Origin of the sequence: Oceaniovalibus sp. ACAM 378, from assembly GCF_008085915.1 — a bacterium.
Classification (GTDB): Bacteria; Pseudomonadota; Alphaproteobacteria; order Rhodobacterales; family Rhodobacteraceae; genus Oceaniglobus.
The window spans coordinates 231,930-250,042 of sequence record NZ_VSJK01000005.1 but is presented as its reverse complement, the minus strand read 5'-3'; the positions used below and the strand labels follow the sequence as shown (position 1 = coordinate 250,042).

At 64.9% G+C, this 18,113-nt stretch carries 8 protein-coding genes; 4 read left to right on the top strand and 4 right to left on the bottom strand.

Annotation, left to right across the window (positions count from 1 at the left end; all coding sequences use genetic code 11):
• Nucleotides 1–549: 549 nt before the first annotated feature.
• Both FQ320_RS08505 and FQ320_RS26355 read left to right on the top strand, forming a co-directional pair.
• Nucleotides 550–2,001: an oligosaccharide flippase family protein gene (locus FQ320_RS08505; protein ID WP_148471287.1), complete on the top strand. Its 1,452-nt coding sequence runs from the start codon at nt 550–552 to the stop codon at nt 1,999–2,001.
• Between the two features lie 175 nt (nt 2,002–2,176).
• The gene (locus FQ320_RS26355; protein WP_148471286.1) at nt 2,177–9,088 is read left to right on the top strand and encodes a family 16 glycosylhydrolase; all 6,912 of its coding nucleotides are present in this window, start codon (nt 2,177–2,179) and stop codon (nt 9,086–9,088) included.
• Here the strand turns inward: FQ320_RS26355 and FQ320_RS08495 are convergent.
• The 4 genes from FQ320_RS08495 to FQ320_RS08480 form a co-directional block, all read right to left on the bottom strand.
• Complete coding sequence (locus tag FQ320_RS08495) at nt 9,079–10,005, bottom strand: sulfotransferase (protein WP_148471285.1); 927 nt, start codon at nt 10,003–10,005, stop codon at nt 9,079–9,081. The genes FQ320_RS26355 and FQ320_RS08495 overlap by 10 nt on opposite strands.
• An 86-nt stretch (nt 10,006–10,091) precedes the next feature.
• A complete protein-coding gene (locus tag FQ320_RS08490) occupies nt 10,092–11,240 on the bottom strand; it encodes a glycosyltransferase family 4 protein (RefSeq protein ID WP_148471284.1) in 1,149 nt (382 codons plus the stop codon).
• Nucleotides 11,241–11,243: 3 nt separating this feature from the next.
• Nucleotides 11,244–12,203: a glycosyltransferase gene (locus FQ320_RS08485; protein ID WP_187393830.1), complete on the bottom strand. Its 960-nt coding sequence runs from the start codon at nt 12,201–12,203 to the stop codon at nt 11,244–11,246.
• On the bottom strand, nt 12,196–13,014 hold the full coding sequence (locus FQ320_RS08480) for a family 16 glycosylhydrolase (protein ID WP_255509425.1): 819 nt from the start codon (nt 13,012–13,014) through the stop codon (nt 12,196–12,198). Before FQ320_RS08480 ends, FQ320_RS08485 begins: the two co-directional genes overlap by 8 nt.
• A 68-nt stretch (nt 13,015–13,082) precedes the next feature.
• Here FQ320_RS08480 and FQ320_RS08475 point away from each other — a divergent pair, with 68 nt between their 5' ends.
• Both FQ320_RS08475 and FQ320_RS08470 read left to right on the top strand, forming a co-directional pair.
• Complete coding sequence (locus tag FQ320_RS08475; RefSeq protein ID WP_187393829.1) at nt 13,083–14,027, top strand: glycosyltransferase family 2 protein; 945 nt, start codon at nt 13,083–13,085, stop codon at nt 14,025–14,027.
• 541 nt (nt 14,028–14,568) lie between these two features.
• A complete protein-coding gene (locus FQ320_RS08470; RefSeq protein ID WP_148471280.1) occupies nt 14,569–18,093 on the top strand; it encodes a G8 domain-containing protein in 3,525 nt (1,174 codons plus the stop codon).
• The last annotated feature ends 20 nt before the right edge of the window (nt 18,094–18,113 follow it).

Genomic DNA, 18,113 nt, shown 5'->3' with positions numbered 1-18,113 from the left:
TGCGGGGTCCCCAAAGCTCCAACCCCGGATTTCGCGGGCCGATGCGCGACGGCGCGGACGAGGGGGCCGGAAGGGCGGGTCCGGATCTGGTCGCATGGATGTCATGCCGGAAATACCTTAGCGAAAGAAATACAGGTCTAAAAATACGCGGCGGGCGCTGTTGCCCTTGCGTGATTGTCACGTCTCGGGGGCGATACGGCAAGAAAAATATGGCCACGCAAGGCGCGGGGTGGCGGCTGGGGCTGAGAAAACGGCCCGGCGGCGGGCACACACGGGGCGAAAACTGTGGGCCGAAATGACCCCGTTGGACGCTTTGCGTGAAAGCGATCATGCGATACATCTGCAGGCAGGCATTGCGCAGTCCGGGCATGTCGTTGATCTGGCGCGACGGTGCCGAACGGAGAGAGCAATGCTGAACACCCTCGCGAGAACGGCACTGGACCACGCCGGACCAGAACCGATCCCCGCATCTTTGGCACCCTGCGACAGGCGGCGCCACCGCGCCCCATATCCGACCCCGAATGCCGTCCCGTGTTCGGAGCCGCGGCTTTGAAACAGCCCACGCCGCCGCGCGTTCCGGGCGCTTCGTTCTTTCTCAACATCGGCGCCATGGCGGGGTCGCGGGTGCTGTCCGTCTTCGCGCAGGTGCTGGTTCTGCCGATCATCGCGCGCTATCTTACCATCGCCGATTTCGGTGCCGTCGCGCTGGCCATGAGCATCGTCGTCTTTGCCCAACTGCTGAGCGATTGCGGTCTTGGCCGGTCGCTCGTCCGCCAGTCCGAGGTGGTCCCCGAGGAATGGGACAGCGTGTTCTGGCTTCTCGCGGGGCTCGGATCCCTGCTCAGCCTGTCGCTGTTCCTCACCGCGCCGCTATGGGAGGCGTTGTTCGACTTTCCCGGGCTGTCGGGGTTGGTTCAGGCGCTCTCGGTCATCCCGCTGATGCAATCGCTATCGGCGGTGTCCAACGCCGCGCTGGAACGTGACGAACGTTTCGTGTGGCTGGGCGGGCTGCGCACCCTTGCTGTGATCCTGAGCCTCGCCGCCGCGATCGGGCTGGCGATTGCCGGCGCCGGGGCCTGGTGCCTGATCATCCAGCAGATCGTGCTGTTTGCGACGCTGGCGCTTGGTGCCGCTATCGCCAGCCCCTATCGTCCGCGGCTGCGGCTGGAGCCTGCATGGCTGACCGGGCATCTGCGCTTTGCCCGCGACACCGTCGGCACCTCGCTCGTCTTCACGCTCCAGCGACAGGCGCCGGTGATGATGCTGGGCTACGCCGTGGGGGCCGCACCGCTGGGGCTGTTTTCGATGGCGCTGCGGCTGTTGCGCTTGCCGGAATTGGGCCTGTCTGGCCCCGCGTCGCAGGTCGTCTTCGTGCGGATGGCGCGGCAAGCCTCGGACCCCGCAGCGATCGGCGCGCTGTATATTGCCGCGCTGCGCCTGCTCGCTTTGGTCATCCTGCCCGGGATGTTCTGCCTTGCGGGATTTGCGCCCGACCTGATCCCGCTTCTGCTCACGGATCGCTGGGGCGATGTGGCGCTGGTCTTCGCACTGGCGGCCCCGGCCTTCGCGCTCGAGGCGTCGACCTCGATGGCGGGCATGGCGTTTTATGCGGCAGGCCAGACCACGCTGCGGCTGCGGATGGCGACCGAGCGCGCGATCCTGCAAATCGTCTGCGTTGCGATCGCGGTGCCCTTCGGCATCAACGTGGTGGCAGTGGTCCTGTCGCTCTTTGCCGTGGCCTACACGCCGCGGCTCTGGTGGTATACCGGACGCGCCACGCCGTTCAGCCAACGCGAGGCGCTCGCGGCAGTTGTCTGGCCTACGATTGTCGGTGTTCTGGCCTGGCTGGTCAGTGCGCTGTTGATCGCGCCCGCCGTAGCGCAGGACGCGATTCTGCTGCTGTTTGCGGCATTTGGAACGGCGATGCTTACCTGGGGTCTTGCCGCGCTGCCGCAATTGGTCGCCCTGCGTCGGGCCGTCGCGTTATTGCGCACTGGCTGACGTGCCGGTCATGCCGCCCTGCAAACCACAACCTGAACGTGTAACTGCCTGAATTACCGCCCGCCGCGGCCAAGACGCTTGCCGTTTTGCCCGACGAGCATATGATAAAAATGCTGCATTATTGCGATTTTTTAAAATATAATTTTTCTTTTTATTTGTTTTCAGGAGGTTTGTTGTGCTGAACGACACACTTGATTCGCTGGATCCGACCATCTGGGCCGTTTCCGACTTCGCCGTTGGCGCGACTTGGAATCAGACCGCGTGGGATTCCGATTACCTGCAGTTGTCCCAAGGCGAGGTCAGGCTGACCTTCGACGGGGCGGATACCGGTGGCAAGACCTTCACCGGAGCGGAGCTGCAGTCGCGGCAATACTACGGTTACGGCTCCTACGAGGTCGAGATGGCGCCGTCAGGCACCTCGGGCGTGGTGTCGTCGTTCTTCCTCTACAACAACACCTTCTTTGGCGGCTCACAGCACAACGAGATCGACATCGAATTTCTGGGCGATGACACGACCCAGATCCACCTGAATTACTACCACGGCGACGATCGGCTTGGTGCGCACCAGACTGTCGTAATCGATCTGGGCTTTGACGCGGCCGATGCGCTGCACAGCTACCGCATCGACTGGCTGCCCGGCGGCATCTCCTGGTATGTGGACGACGCGCTGATCTTCGACATTTCCGCCGAAGATGCCCCTGTACCGATCCCCGACGAGGGGATGAAGATGTTCATGAACATCTGGACCGGCGGCGCGGCGCTTCAGGACTGGCACGGGCCGGTCGCGGCTGACGCCACCGGCACGGCGCGATACGATTCCGTCAGCTACACACCGGTGCTGGCACCGGTTGAGGGCACCGAGGGGCGCGACCGGCTGAAGGCCGTACCGTTCATGCCTTCGGTGGTGAACGGATACGATGGCGATGACGGGTTGCAGGGCGGGGACTCCGGCGACCTGATTCTTGGCGGCGCGGGGCGGGATTGGATCCGCGGCCATGGCGGCGATGACACCATCGACGGCGGCGCGGGCCAGGACGATCTGGGAGGCGGCACGGGGGCCGACACCTTTGTCTGGGATACTGATTCCCTTGGCCCCTGGCGTGACCGGGTCGACGACTTCACCCCCGGCGAGGGCGACGTGGTGGATATTTCGGCGATCTCTGCTGCCTATGGTTGGGACGCGGCAGCGGCAGAGGCGGCGATCTCGATTTCAGCAAGCTCGCGGGGCACCAACATCAACATCGAAGTGCCCGGGATGGGGTTGCTCGCGCTGGCCGAACTGCGCGGCGTGACGCCGGAGCAGATTTCGGTTGCGGCCGGTACGCTGCGGCTGGTGGCGGGACCGCCTCCGGGGTCGGCGGACGATGACGGCAACATGGCGCTGGCGCTGGGGATGGCGGATGCCTTGATCGAGGCCGGTGAGGAAGGCGCGGTCGCCCTGAGCTTGAGCGGTCTGGACGCCGATGCCACGGCAGTGGTGACAATTTTCGACGGCGCGGGCGGCTCGGTCTCGGTGCCGCTGGCGGCGGACGGCACGGCGCTTCTCGACGTCAGCACCCTGGCCGACGGCGCGGCCACCACCCGCGTCACTGCCACCGACGCCGCGGGCAACATCACCACGATCACCGGCCCGGGGCTGGTGCTCGACTTTGCGCCGGACCTGTCGGCGGATGAGGACGGCAATCTGGCGATTGCGGCGCCCGACACGATGATCGATGCCTCGGAGGCCGGCGCGGTCACGCTGAGCGCCACCGGTCTGGACGCCGACGCCACGGCGGTGATCACGGTGAGCGACGGCACCACAAGCGTTGTCTCGGGCGTGCTGACGCCGGGGGCTGCAACGGTGGTGCTCGATCTGTCGGGGTTGAGCGACGGGCCGCTGAGCACGTCGATCGTGGCCACGGATACCAGCGGCAACGTGACTCCAGCGATTGCGGGTCCGGGGCTGGTGCTCGACTTTGCGCCGGACCTGTCGGCGGATGAGGACGGCAATCTGGCGATTGCGGCGCCCGACACGATGATCGACGCCTCAGAAGCCGGCACGGTCACGTTGAGCGCCACCGGTCTGGACGACGACGCCACGGCGGTGATCACGGTGAGCGACGGCACCACGAGCGTTGTCTCGGGCGTGCTGACGCCGGGGGCTGCGACGGCGGTGCTGGATCTGTCGGGCTTGAGCGACGGGCCACTGAGCACGTCGATTGTGGCCACGGATACCAGCGGCAATGTGACGCCGGTGATTGCGGGTCCGGCGCTGACGCTGGACACGGTGTCCGAGCCTGTGCCGCCGAACGCGATCATCGGCACCAATGGCGATGACTGGCTGACCGGCACCTCCGGGGATGACCTGATGCTTGGCGGCGCGGGCCGTGACCGGCTGCGCGGCGAGGGTGGCAACGACACGCTTGAGGGCGGCGCGGGGCAGGACAACCTTGGCGGTGGAGCAGGGGCCGACACCTTTGTCTGGGGGCCGGATTCCCTTGTGGGTGGGCGCGACCGGGTCGAGGATTTCTCCCCCGGCGAGGGCGACGTGGCGGACCTGTCGGCGATCTCTGCGGCCTATGGCTGGGACGCGGCGGCGGCTGCGGCAGCGGTCTCGGTGATCGCCAGCTATCTGGGGTCGATCATTCTGGTCAACGTGCCGGGGACCGGGTCGGTGGCGGTGGCCGAACTGCGTGGCGTGACGCCGGAGCAGATTTCGGTTGCGGCCGGTACGCTGCGGCTGGTGGCGGGGCCGCCTCCTGGCTCGGCGGACGACGATGGCAACATGGCGCTGGCGCTGGGGATGGCGGATGCCTTGATCGAGGCCGGTGAGGAAGGTGCGGTCGCCCTGAGCCTGAGCGGTCTGGACGCCGATGCCACGGCGGTGGTGACAATCTCCGACGGCGCTGGCGGCTCGGTCTCGGTGCCGCTGGCGGCGGACGGCACGGCGCTTCTCGACGTCAGCACCCTGGCCGACGGCGCGGCCACCACCCGCGTCACCGCCACCGACGCCGCGGGCAACATCACCACCATAACCGGCCCGGGGCTGGTGCTGGACTTTGCGCCGGACCTGTCGGCGGATGAAGACGGCAATCTGGCGATTGCGGCGCCGGACACGATGATCGACGCCTCAGAGGCCGGCGCGGTCACGCTGAGCGCCACCGGTCTGGACGCCGACGCTACGGCGGTGATCACGGTAAGCGACGGCACCACGAGCGTTGTCTCGGGTGTGCTGACACCGGGGTCGGCGACGGCGGTGCTGGATCTGTCGGGGTTGAGCGACGGGCCACTGAGCACGTCGATCGTGGCCACGGATACCAGCGGCAACGTGACGCCAGCGATTGCGGGTCCGGCGTTGACGCTGGACTTTGCGCCGGACCTGTCGGCGGATGAGGACGGCAATCTGGCGATTGCGGCGTCCGACACGGTGATCGACGCCTCGGAGGCCGGTGCGGTCACGCTGAGCGCCACCGGTCTGGACGCCGATGCCACGGCGGTGATCACGGTAAGCGACGGCACCACGAGCGTTGTCTCGGGCGTGCTGACGCCGGGGGCTGCGACGGTGGTGCTCGATCTGTCGGGCTTGAGCGACGGGCCACTGAGCACGTCGATTGTGGCCACAGATACCAGCGGCAACGTGACGCCGGCGATTGCGGGTCCGGCGTTGACGCTCGACACGGTGTCCGCGCCTGTGCCGCCGAACGCGATCATCGGCACCGATGGCGATGACTGGCTGACCGGCACCTCCGGGGATGACCTGATGCTTGGCGGCGCGGGTCGTGACCGGCTGCGCGGCGAGGGTGGTAACGACACGCTGGAGGGCGGTGCGGGGCAAGACAACCTTGGCGGTGGAGCGGGGGCCGACACCTTTGTCTGGGGGCCGGATGCCCTTGTGGGCGGACGTGACCGGGTCGAGGATTTCTCCCCCGGCGAGGGCGACGTGGCCGACCTTTCGGCGATCTCTGCGGCCTATGGCTGGGACGCGGCGGCGGCAGCGGCTGCGGTTTCGGTGATCACCAGCTATCTGGGGTCGATCATCCTGGTCAACGTGCCGGGGACCGGGTCGGTGGCGGTGGCCGAGTTGCGCGGTGTTACGCCGGAGCAGATTTCGGTTGCGGCCGGTACGCTGCGGCTGGTGGCGGGGCCGCCTCCGGGGTCGGCGGACGACGATGGCAACATGGCGCTGGCGCTGGGGATGGCGGATGCCTTGATCGAGGCCGGTGAGGAAGCCGCGGTCGCCCTGAGCCTGAGCGGTCTGGACGCCGATGCCACGGCGGTGGTGACAATTTCCGACGGCGCGGGCGGCTCGGTCTCGGTGCCGCTGGCGGCGGACGGCACGGCGCTTCTCGACGTCAGCACCCTGGCCGACGGCGCGGCCACCACCCGCGTCACCGCAACCGACGCCGCGGGCAACATCACCACGATCACCGGCCCGGCGCTGACGCTGGACTTTGCGCCGGACCTTTCGGCGGATGAGGACGGCAACTTGGCGATTGCGGCGTCCGACACGATGATCGACGCCTCGGAGGCCGGCGCGGTCACGCTGAGCGCCACCGGTCTGGACGCCGACGCCACGGCGGTGATCACGGTGAGCGACGGCACCACAAGCGTTGTCTCGGGCGTGCTGACGCCGGGGGCTGCAACGGTGGTGCTCGATCTGTCGGGGTTGAGCGACGGGCCGCTGAGCACGTCGATCGTGGCCACGGATACCAGCGGCAACGTGACTCCAGCGATTGCGGGTCCGGGGCTGGTGCTCGACTTTGCGCCGGACCTGTCGGCGGATGAGGACGGCAATCTGGCGATTGCGGCGCCCGACACGATGATCGACGCCTCAGAAGCCGGCACGGTCACGTTGAGCGCCACCGGTCTGGACGACGACGCCACGGCGGTGATCACGGTGAGCGACGGCACCACGAGCGTTGTCTCGGGCGTGCTGACGCCGGGGGCTGCGACGGCGGTGCTGGATCTGTCGGGCTTGAGCGACGGGCCACTGAGCACGTCGATTGTGGCCACGGATACCAGCGGCAATGTGACGCCGGTGATTGCGGGTCCGGCGCTGACGCTGGACACGGTGTCCGAGCCTGTGCCGCCGAACGCGATCATCGGCACCAATGGCGATGACTGGCTGACCGGCACCTCCGGGGATGACCTGATGCTTGGCGGCGCGGGCCGTGACCGGCTGCGCGGCGAGGGTGGCAACGACACGCTTGAGGGCGGCGCGGGGCAGGACAACCTTGGCGGTGGAGCAGGGGCCGACACCTTTGTCTGGGGGCCGGATTCCCTTGTGGGTGGGCGCGACCGGGTCGAGGATTTCTCCCCCGGCGAGGGCGACGTGGCGGACCTGTCGGCGATCTCTGCGGCCTATGGCTGGGACGCGGCGGCGGCTGCGGCAGCGGTCTCGGTGATCGCCAGCTATCTGGGGTCGATCATTCTGGTCAACGTGCCGGGGACCGGGTCGGTGGCGGTGGCCGAACTGCGTGGCGTGACGCCGGAGCAGATTTCGGTTGCGGCCGGTACGCTGCGGCTGGTGGCGGGGCCGCCTCCTGGCTCGGCGGACGACGATGGCAACATGGCGCTGGCGCTGGGGATGGCGGATGCCTTGATCGAGGCCGGTGAGGAAGGTGCGGTCGCCCTGAGCCTGAGCGGTCTGGACGCCGATGCCACGGCGGTGGTGACAATCTCCGACGGCGCTGGCGGCTCGGTCTCGGTGCCGCTGGCGGCGGACGGCACGGCGCTTCTCGACGTCAGCACCCTGGCCGACGGCGCGGCCACCACCCGCGTCACCGCCACCGACGCTGCGGGCAACATCACCACGATCACCGGCCCGGCGCTGTTTATCGCGATCGATGGGCTTGCGGGGGCGCTTTTCGCACCCCGCACCGAGGGCTTGCTGATCGATCTTGAGGCGGACCGCTATGCCGAGGCGCCCAAGGTGTTGCCTATCGGCGATTCGCTGACCCAGGGGATCGTGGACGGCACGTCACCCGCCGCCGAGCATGATGGCTATCGTGGCGATCTGCTTGAGTTGATCATCAACGCGGGCGGCTGGGTCGATTACGTCGGCGCCTTCAGCAACGGTCCCTCTACCATGCTCGATCGCGATCACAGCGGCGAGCCGGGGATTCCGCTGCGCTTGATCGTGGGAAATGGACGCGATGCGGATCTGTCCGACAATCTGGGCCTGCACAGCCCCGACGTGACGCTGCTGATGGCGGGCACCAACGATTTCGAGTTCCAGTCGGGCAACTTCTTCACGGTGCATCTGCCGGGGATTCTTGATAATATCGACAAGGCCGTGACGCAGTTCTATCAGGAGCCCGGCTCTGACGGGAAATATCTGGTTGTCTCCACCCTCGCGCCGAAGCTCACAAATGGCGTGCCGGCGGAATACGCGTACTTTATCAACGAGGGTTATAGCGTTGTGGGGGGCGTGACCGTGGCGGGCGACGCCGGAAACGGGACCTATGTGTCGGGGTTGCGGGCGCTGGTCGAAGACCTGCAAGGCAGCCGCCCGACTTTGCTGTTGTTCGACAATCCCCACGGCCAGATCCCTGCGACCCCGGCCGAGGGCATTGACCATCTGTCGAGTGACAACGTCCATTATACCAACGCAGCATATAGCGAATACGCCGATGCCCTGTTCGCGCTGGTTGAGGCCGAAACCGGATTATTCAGCGGCTCGGGGCTTGACTGGCAAGCGATACCCGGCGGATTGGAGGACGTGATCGGTGGGCGTGCCGGAGACAGGATCACCGGTTCGGGGGGCGACAATGTGATCGATGGCGGCGGTGGCTCTGACGTCCTTGAGGGGAAGGGGGGCGCCGATACCTTCGTGTTCAGCTTCGACACGGTCGCGCCCGGCGTGACTGACCGGATCCTCGATTTCTCGGCACTTGAGGGTGACAAGCTGGATGTGAGCGGCATTTCGCAGCATTTCGGATGGACGACCGAAAGCACCGCTGCGCTTTCCTTCGGCCTGCACGCGATCAATATCGGGGTGGAGTTGCGTCTGACCGATCCGGAGGGGACAGAGTTTGCTCTGGCGCAGCTTTCCGGGCTGACATTGTCCGACATATCGGCTTCGGCGGACATCCTCTACGTCTGAGCACCCTCGGTCGCGTATCCGAGGGCGTGCATCACCTGCCAGAAATCGTCTGGCAGGGTGGACAGGTCCGCCGGTTTCAGCTGACCGCGCCAGCGGCCCGCCGAGGCGGCGGAAATTGGCCTGCGCACCTTTTCGTGGTGGCGGCGCTGTTCAACGTCGCCCATCGGACCGGGCAGGATGGTCAGCATGTCCGGGGCGAATTCAAGCCCGGCCCATTGGAAGAGATCGGCAAATGCCGTTTCTGGATCGGTGACGAGATTCTCGTAGCCTTGTTGCCGCACATCCAGACCGCGTCGGGCAAAGCTCAGGCAGGCGCGGTTGGCGCGGGTCCAGCGGTCGGCCGCGCCAAGCAGATCGGGATAGAGCCCGGCCTCGACATAGGACAGCGCCACGTCGCGGCCATCACGGACCAGCCAGAGATATTTTGCCTCGGGATAAAGCGTGCCGATCGCCGGCAGGTGATGGGTGTTGTATGGCGTCTTGTCGCCCCAGCGCCCGGTCGGGGCGTCCTGCGCCTTGGCGAGATGCAGATAGAAGGCGTCGATCAGCTGACGCAGGGTCCGCTCGGCGGCGGGCAGCGCGACGGCACGGGCAGCAAAGTCATCAAGGTTGGTCAGCCCGAAGGTCGAAAACTCGGAATGCTTTTCGAAATAGGCACAGAACAGCCAGACCTGTTCACGCCAGGGCAGCAGGGCGGTGCGGGGCCAGATCTCGATGATTTCGCCCAGGACATAGGTTTCCGGGGGGATGTAGATTTCGCCCGATGCCGTCAGCACACGGCGCACCAATGTATTGCCGGAACGCCCCGATCCGATGACAAAGATCGGCGGTGCGCCGTCCCCGCGATAGCGGCCCAGACGGAGCGCGGCGAGACTGGCGGCTTTCGCGATCCGCTGGCGTCGGCTCTTTTTTGGCATGGCGCGTGCTCCGTAAGTCTATCGGGTCAGATGGCATTCGGGGTCATCGCCTGAACACACAGTTTAGAATGGAAAGCGACGTGTTGTCAGATATTGCGCCGGTCGCGGCGATAGAGCCCCGCGAGCTTGCGCAGGGTGCGAAACACAGTGGTCTGTGCGCCACGGCGCGAAATGGTGCCGGGGTCGCGGGCGAGCCGTTCAAGTCGCGCGCCCACACTGTCCAGACCATAGCGTGCGCGCATCTCGCGTGCCGCGTCGTCGGCCCGTTGGCGCGCCGTGGCCGGATCCGCGCGCAACCGCGCCAGCGCATCGCCGACCCCGGCCGGGGGGCAATAGTCGAACACATCGCCAAAGGTCGCGCGCAGCCGCGGGTCAAGCAGGCAATATCGTCCGGTCAGCGCGGCCTCGGCGATGGTGCGGCCAAAAGCTTCGATCAGATCGCGATGGTAGTGGAAGATGAAGACGTCGAGGCTGTGCAGGAATGCCAAGGGCGTCTCGGCCCCGAAGGGCAGCACCTCCCATTGCGAAAGATCGGCGCCTCGGCGCTTCAGTTCCTCGTGCGGGCAGCCCAGAACGCGCACGCGCACCTCGGGGCTTGCGGGCAGCGTCGCCATGATCTCGGGGCCGGTGCCGGGCCATTTCAATCCGTCGACACGGCCGTGCCGCCCGATGGTGATGCCCGGACCCTTGAGGATTTCCGGCCCGCGCGGCCATGCTTCGGTATCAAAGACGTTCGGCCAATCCTCACCTGTAAGGCGCACGACCGGCGCGAAGCTTTGCAATTGCCGTCGCACCGTCCCCGACACCGGCGCGATCTGCGCCCGAAGCGACAGAGCTGCGCGAATCCGGCGCAGGGTGGCGACGGGGTCGTATTCCAGCGATCCATCTGCCCGGAACGGCGCGTGATGGGCAACAAGCATCGCGCGTTCGGCCGAAAGGGGCGAACGCTCTTCGATCCCGCGAAAAAACACCATGGGATGGTGCAGGAACGCAAGGCGCGCGTGTGCTGCGGCGCCGGGGGTCAGCCGTGTCACGCCCGGAAGATCGGCGAGCGCCAGCGCTGCGGGATTGGGCGGATCGCGGCTGTCATCGAGATAGGCAGAGCGCACGAACAACAGCCCGACCTTCAGCCCCAGGCCCGAGAAACCCGCCACATCCGCCGCCATCGCTGCCGTGGTCCCGCCTTGAAACCGGGCGTCGCCGACCACGAGGACATCAAATGTGTCTACTCCCATCGCTCAGTCGCTCCGGAACCGGCGGCCCAGCCGCTGCAGGCCTTCGGCACCAAGTTTGCGCGACAGGTCGAACGCCACAGGCATCGGCGCATGAAAGCATCCCAGAGCCGCAATCGGGCGGCGTTCGCGGACCGAATCGATCATCCGCCGCCAAACCCATTTCTTGTGATGTTCCAGCCGGTGATCGCGCAGCGCGCGGCGCGTCTCTTTGGTCAGTCCCGGCATGGCCAGCATCCGGTCATCGGCGGCCATCAGGTCGGCATGGACCCATGTCGGATGCGCCCCCGACAGGGAATCGTCGTGCACGATCGCAAGATATCCGCACGGATCGCACAGCCCGAAACGCGCGCCGAGGATCAGCGCCCGTGCATAAAGATCGTAATCCTCGCCCAACCGCAGTGGCCCATAGCGCAATGCGTGCCGATCAAGAAAGGCCCGGCGCATCACCGGCTTCAGGAACCCCATTTCGCGCCGCTCGCCCCGCCCGCTGGACAGGTTCGCGCGGATGAATGTGGTCGCGTCAATGGGGATCAGGCCGATTGGCGTGTCCGACCACAGGCGCGTGCGACTGCCCGGATCATCGTCCGGGTGGCCCTTTTCGATGTCGTCGGCCAAAAAATCCAGACCTTCGGCTTCTGCCCGCGCGATCAGCTGCGCAATCCGGTCCGGCTCCATGATGTCGTCGGCGTCGAGCACCGCGATCCAGGGCGCTGTGCTGTGTTCAATCGCGCGGTTACGCGCCGCCGCCGGGCCAGCGTTGCGATCCTGTCGCAAAAGCCGCAGGTTCGGGCGATCCTTGGCGGCCTCGACAATGTGGGCGGTTGCGTCTTTGGATGCGTCGTCAACCACCACGATTTCGACAGGCACAGTCTGCGCCAGCGCGCTGGCAAGCGCCGCGCCGATGGTCGCTTCGGCGTTGAAGGCGGCGATGACTATGGTGGCGACGAAAGGACGATCACTCACCGGTATAGGTGTCCGAACATTGCGGTGATTCGATGCCTGCGGGCCGAAACGAGACGCAGTAATATCGCGCCTCGGTCTGCGTATCGGCGGGCGCCACCCCCGACCAGTTACGCTGACTCGGTCCACCGGCCCAGATGTTCATATAGATTTTACCCGGAGTCTGCGGCACTGGCGGGGTTTGCGATTGCACCCGGAATACTTCGGTCCCGTCCACAAACCAGACGATGTCGTCGGCGGTCCATTCAAAGGCATAGAGATGCGGCGCATCGGCGGCATCGAACCCCAGTTCGAGAAATTCCCCCGGCAGTTTCTGTCCGTCCGAAAAGGCCAGAACCCACATCCGGGTGGTGTCCCGGCCCAGAAACTCGATGTCGATCTCGTCATGGGGGGCGTCAAAGTGCGGCCCGGTATAGGTGAAGAACGATGAGATGACACCATGGGCGCGCGCCGGGCGCATCACCACCTCATAACGGCCGAAGCCGTAATTGCCGGGGCTCTGGACCTCGGCGCCGAAGAAATCCTTGTCGGTGCTGGCGTCGGTGACTGGGGCCAGACGCAGCGCGAGGTGATCGTCGGCGAAGACCGCGCTATCGCGTCGCCACGCCGTGCCGATCCAGTCGCGCTCGATTTCGAAATCAGAGCGATACCAATCGGCGTCGGGATGGGCCGACGGGCCGGTTTCATCGGCTGCGGCAGCGGCCCCGTCGGGACGCCACAAAAATGCGCTGGAGTCCGTCATCGTCGCCGCATCGGCAACCTGAACCCAGATACTGCCGGCACAGGCCAGCAAAAGGCTTGCAACGAATTTCATGTCACCAATCCCGGCCTGAAGCACACGGACGTTTGCACGCTAATACTCAACCAGTGTATGGCTGGACCATGGTACAGGCAACCGTCATCATCGCCGCTTGGAACTGCGAAAACAGTCTGGGCGAGAGCGTTAAAAGCGCGCTTGCCCAATCCGGGGTGCGACTCGAGATCATCGTGGTCGATGATTGTTCGACGGATGGCACAGGCGCGCGGGCCGACGCCTTGGCCGCCGCACATCCGCAGGTCCGCGTGCTGTCGCAACCCCGCAATGGCGGCCCGGCGGCGGCCCGCAACGCTGCGCTGGCCGTGGCTACCGGAGAATGGGTGGCCGTGCTGGATGCCGACGACACATTCCGCCCCGGGCGGCTTGCCGCGCTGATTGATTTGGGCGATCGCACCGGCGCCGACATCGTCTGTGACGGGCTTGTCATGCACGATGCGGCGCGGCAGAGTCACAAGACCGCCGCGCTGGCATTCGACGGCGACCCTGAAGCGCGCGACTGGACGCTTGGGGATTACACAGCAGGTAATATGCACGGCACGAAAGGGTTGAGTCTCGGATACCTCAAGCCGATCTTTCGCCGCGCGTTTCTGGTGACGCACGGGCTGCGCTATGATGACCATCTGCGCAACGGCGAGGATTTCCATTTCGTTCTCGAAGCGCTGGCGCGGGGTGCGGTGATGCGGTTCCGGGCCGAACCGGGCTATGTTTATTCTGTCGGGCAGGCATCCGTCTCGCACCGTCTGAATCCCGATCACGCGGCGCGACTGGCCACCGCCGATCTGGCCTTCGTGGCGCGGCACGGGGCAGGGTTGGGGGCCGAAAATATCGCGATGATGCGGCACCGTGCGCGCAGCGTCCGTGACCTTGCAAGTGCCGAATTGGCGCTGGCGGCGCTGCGGCAGGGCGATCCGTTTGCTGCCCTCCAGACGCTTTGGCGGCGGCCCCGTGCAAGCGGGCGGTTTGTGCGCCAGCTGTCTCAGGCGATGGCGAACCGTCTGCGAAGACGCTGAGCGGGGCATCTCGGCGCAGGGATAGACGGTGGAATCACTGCGCAAGCCCGGGCGAACTTCTACGTAAAGTTGTTTCACCCACAGGCGGCACCCGTCCAATCGCGATGGATCGGCCCCGATGAGCAAAATTATGCTCGATAAATTGTCTCATTCAGCGGTAATTCTCCGTGTTCCCGCAGAGTCCGTGACAACGGCCCATTGTCCGTTGTCTAACTTTGGACGCTGGTCTAACTACGCCTCCGAACCTGAGGGAGGTTCAAAGCCAGTAGTAGAATTATCTTAAAGATTACACGCCAAACGGCTGGATACATGGCCGTGTCGTGGGATTGCCGAACGGCATAGATGGCCCGTGAACAGCGATGGCCAATGCTGCGGTGATGTCTGTTGCACCCGACCGAAAGACCTGATTCCGCCCATTCGGGGCGATCAAAAAGCTTTGTCTCGAGACAATGGTCAGCGCCGTCGCGGATCTGTCCCGACGTCACAAATTCAGCAGTCGCCGCTGCACCAGAGCGCGGCGATTCGATAGGAGAACGACAATATGAGTATGAACCATCAGGCAGAAGCGACGCAGGCGATGCACGCGACTCAGGCCAATGCCTTGCTTGCCCCGGAAAAAGCCACCCATACCGCCGTTCGCTCAGGCGATTGGACGGATCCTGCCACCTGGAGCGGCGGCGGCGTGCCCGGCGCAGAGGCGCGCGTGCATATCCCCGAGGACATGACGGTCACCTATGATGCCCGTTCCGACGTCGCGCTGGAAATCGTTCGCGTGGATGGCACGCTGTCCTGGGAGCAGAAGAAGGACACCAAGATGGTGGTCGAGACCATCGTCACCACCCACGGTTCGAACCTGGAAATCGGTACGGCGGACGCTCCGGTCCGCAGCAATGTCGATGCCGAGATCGTGTTTCGCGACACTCCGCTGGATACTGCCGTCGATCCGGGCCGGCTGGGCCATGGGATTGTCGCCTTTGGCGAAGTCGAGATCCAGGGCGCCACCAAAGAAAGCTTCCTGACAATGGACGGCGTTTCGGCAGGATCGACCACGGTCGACGTCTCTGGTGACACGACCAACTGGAATGTGGGCGACACGCTGCTTTTCGTCGGCACCGAATACGAGGGCCTGACAAGCTGGGAAGAGAAGATCCTGAAGACCCAGGACGAAGAGCGGGTGATCACCGGTATCAAAGGCGGCACGATTACCTTCGACAGCCCGCTGTCCTATGATCACACGCCGCCCGAGGGCTATGCCGAGCTTGATACCTATGTGGCCAACCTGTCGCGCAATGTCCTGTTGATGTCCGAGAACCCGGACGGCACCCGTGGCCATGTGATGATGCACCACGGTGAATCCGACGGTGCAGACGATCCTGCCAACACTGTCGCCTATGCCGAGTTCCGCGATCTGGGCCGCACCGATTTCACTCGCGACAATGACGACAGCAACCCGCTTGGACGCTATTCGATCCACCTGCACCAGACCGGCGCAGGGGGGGATAGCCCTGCCTCGAACATTATCGGCAACTCGGTCAACGGCGGTAAGGGTTGGGGCATCACCCAACACGAGAGCAATGCGATCGTCAGCGACAACGTGGTCTATGATCTGGTCGGCGCCGGCATCGTGTCCGAGACCGGCAACGAGCAGGGTGTCTGGTCGAACAACCTCGTGAGCAAGGTCACAGGCTTCGACGTTCGCGGCAAGTCGAGCCAGGACGGACTCGGCTATGAGAACAATTCGCGCGTCATCGAACAACACGATAACATCGCCGCGAACGTTAAAGTCGGCTGGAACTATATGGGCCGCGAGATCTTCGAGTTCCCAACCAGTTCTGGCGACGGGATTCACCGCAATATGTTCGACCGGGACGAGGTGCAATTCGACCCTGCGCCCTTCGATATCTCAATTGACCACCAGGAGCCGGCACTAACGAGCTTCAGTGGCAACACCGTCATCGCCGCGGAAACCGGGATCCGCATCTTCCACCGCGCATTCTCCGAGGACAGTGACCTGCAAAGTGTCATCGAAGACTACACCGCTTGGGAAATGGCCGGCACCGCCTTCGACATGATGAACTATTCATCGAACTATCTGGTGAAGGATTCGCTGCTCATCGGCAACGATCATGCCAAGACCGCCTTTGTGACCGGCGTGAAAACCTCGTCGGGTATCCTCAACAACGTCGAGGTGGTGAATTACGATTCCGTCTATGGTGTGCAGGGCCTCGCTCATGAAGGTCTGATGATCGACGTGACGACCAAGAACGTCGATACCCTCGTGTCTACTAGCGACAAAAGCGGGCTCGGCAACAAGTATCTGTCGCCCGAGATCATTGACAGCACTGGCATCAAGCCCGTTGACCACGTGACCTTCACGCCCGATGGCAACGCCGATCTGACCGTGACGCCGAGCGATCTCGGGATCCATATCAGCGGTACAACGCTCGACAGTGTTGGCACGCGGGTCTTCAACGAGTATTTCGAGACGCCGAACCATAGGCAGGTGTCCGGCCTCAGCGCCACACTCGACGGTGGCAACAAGACATACCACTCCGAGTTCACAATGGACGAGTTTCTGGACCTGCACGGCGCAGTCGAGCGGCCCGACGGCAGCTGGTTTTCCCCGGTGGTCCACTGGATCACCGACCGGCTGACCGCCGAACATCATCCCGTGGTCATCAATATCGAACTGCGTGAATTCGAGGAAAGCTTTCTCAAGCAGTATGAAATGACCGACTTCCAGCCGCCGAAGATCGGCAATCCGGATTATGATCTGGGGTTTGGGTCAGGAAGCGACAATGACACTGGCGGCGACACCGGCGGTGGTGACACTGGCGGTGGTGATACCGGCGGTGGCAATACTGGCGGCGACGACACTGGCGGCGGCGATACCGGCGGCGGCGACACCGGTGGCGGCGATACTGGCGGCGGCGACACTGACGGCGGCGACACTGGCGGCGGCGATACCGGCGGTGGTGATACTGGCGGCGGCGACACTGGCGGTGGTGATACCGGCGGCGGCGATACTGGCGGCGGTGATACCGGCGGTGGTGACACCGGCGGCGGCAATACTGGCGGTGGCGATACTGTGACGCCTCCGGTGCCGCAGAACGCGATCACCGGCACATCGCGCGCCGACTGGATGACCGGCACCTCGGGTGATGACCTGATGCTTGGCGGCGCAGACCGTGACCGGCTGCGCGGCGGGGACGGCGATGACACGCTGGATGGCGGCGCGGGTCAGGACAACCTTGGTGGCGGAGCGGGGGCGGATACTTTTGTCTTTGGACCTGATTCCCTGCAAACCGGTCGCGACCGGGTCGAGGATTTCACGCCGCTTGACGGCGACGTGGTGGATCTGACGGCGATCGCTAAATCCTTTGGCTGGGACGCGGCAGCGGCGGCGGCGGCGGTCTCGGTGGCTGACAGCTATCTGGGTGTGACCATCTCGGTCGATATTCCGGGGACAGGATCGGTATCCGTGGCCGAACTGCGGAACATGACACCCGAACAGATCTCGGTGGCGGCGGGAACGTTGCGGCTGGTGGCCGACGGGGCACCGACGGGCGGCACTCCGAATGGAGACGGCCCATCCGATGACACTGCAGGCGTACCGGTTGCAGGCGCGATAAACGGAACCAATCTCGACGATTCGTTGAGCGGTACAAAGCTTGCTGACCAAATCTATGGTCAGGCCGGTAATGACGGGATCAGGGGACTGGGCGGCGACGATCTGCTGGTCAGCGGCACCGGTTCGGATACCATGCACGGTGGAAATGGCGCCGACACCTTCGTCTTTCTGTCAAAGGATCTGCACACTGGGCGCGACGACATCAGGGACTTTTCCCTCAGCGACGGCGATATGCTCGATCTTTCCGACATTTTGCCCGTTGATGCGTTGGCCACGCCCGAAGACTATGTGCGTCTCACCGAAAGCGGATCGTCCACAAGGCTTTGGGTGGATGCCGATGGCGGTGGCGACACCTTCACAGAGATCGCCCTCCTTCGGAAAACCGATGGCTTGACGGTCGTCGACCTTGTCGAGGCTGACGCCATCCTGTTCTAGACCGCGCGCCACCTGATCGC

What these genes read in the sequence shown, in the direction of transcription:
- FQ320_RS08490 (WP_148471284.1), bottom strand. Translation starts at nt 11,240, where the DNA reads ATGGGAGTAGACACATTTGATGTCCTCGTGGTCGGCGACGCCCGGTTT.
- FQ320_RS08480 (WP_255509425.1), bottom strand. Translation starts at nt 13,014, where the DNA reads ATGAAATTCGTTGCAAGCCTTTTGCTGGCCTGTGCCGGCAGTATCTGG.
- FQ320_RS08470 (WP_148471280.1), top strand. Translation starts at nt 14,569, where the DNA reads ATGAGTATGAACCATCAGGCAGAAGCGACGCAGGCGATGCACGCGACT.
- FQ320_RS08495 (WP_148471285.1), bottom strand. Translation starts at nt 10,005, where the DNA reads ATGCCAAAAAAGAGCCGACGCCAGCGGATCGCGAAAGCCGCCAGTCTC.
- FQ320_RS08475 (WP_187393829.1), top strand. Translation starts at nt 13,083, where the DNA reads ATGGTACAGGCAACCGTCATCATCGCCGCTTGGAACTGCGAAAACAGT.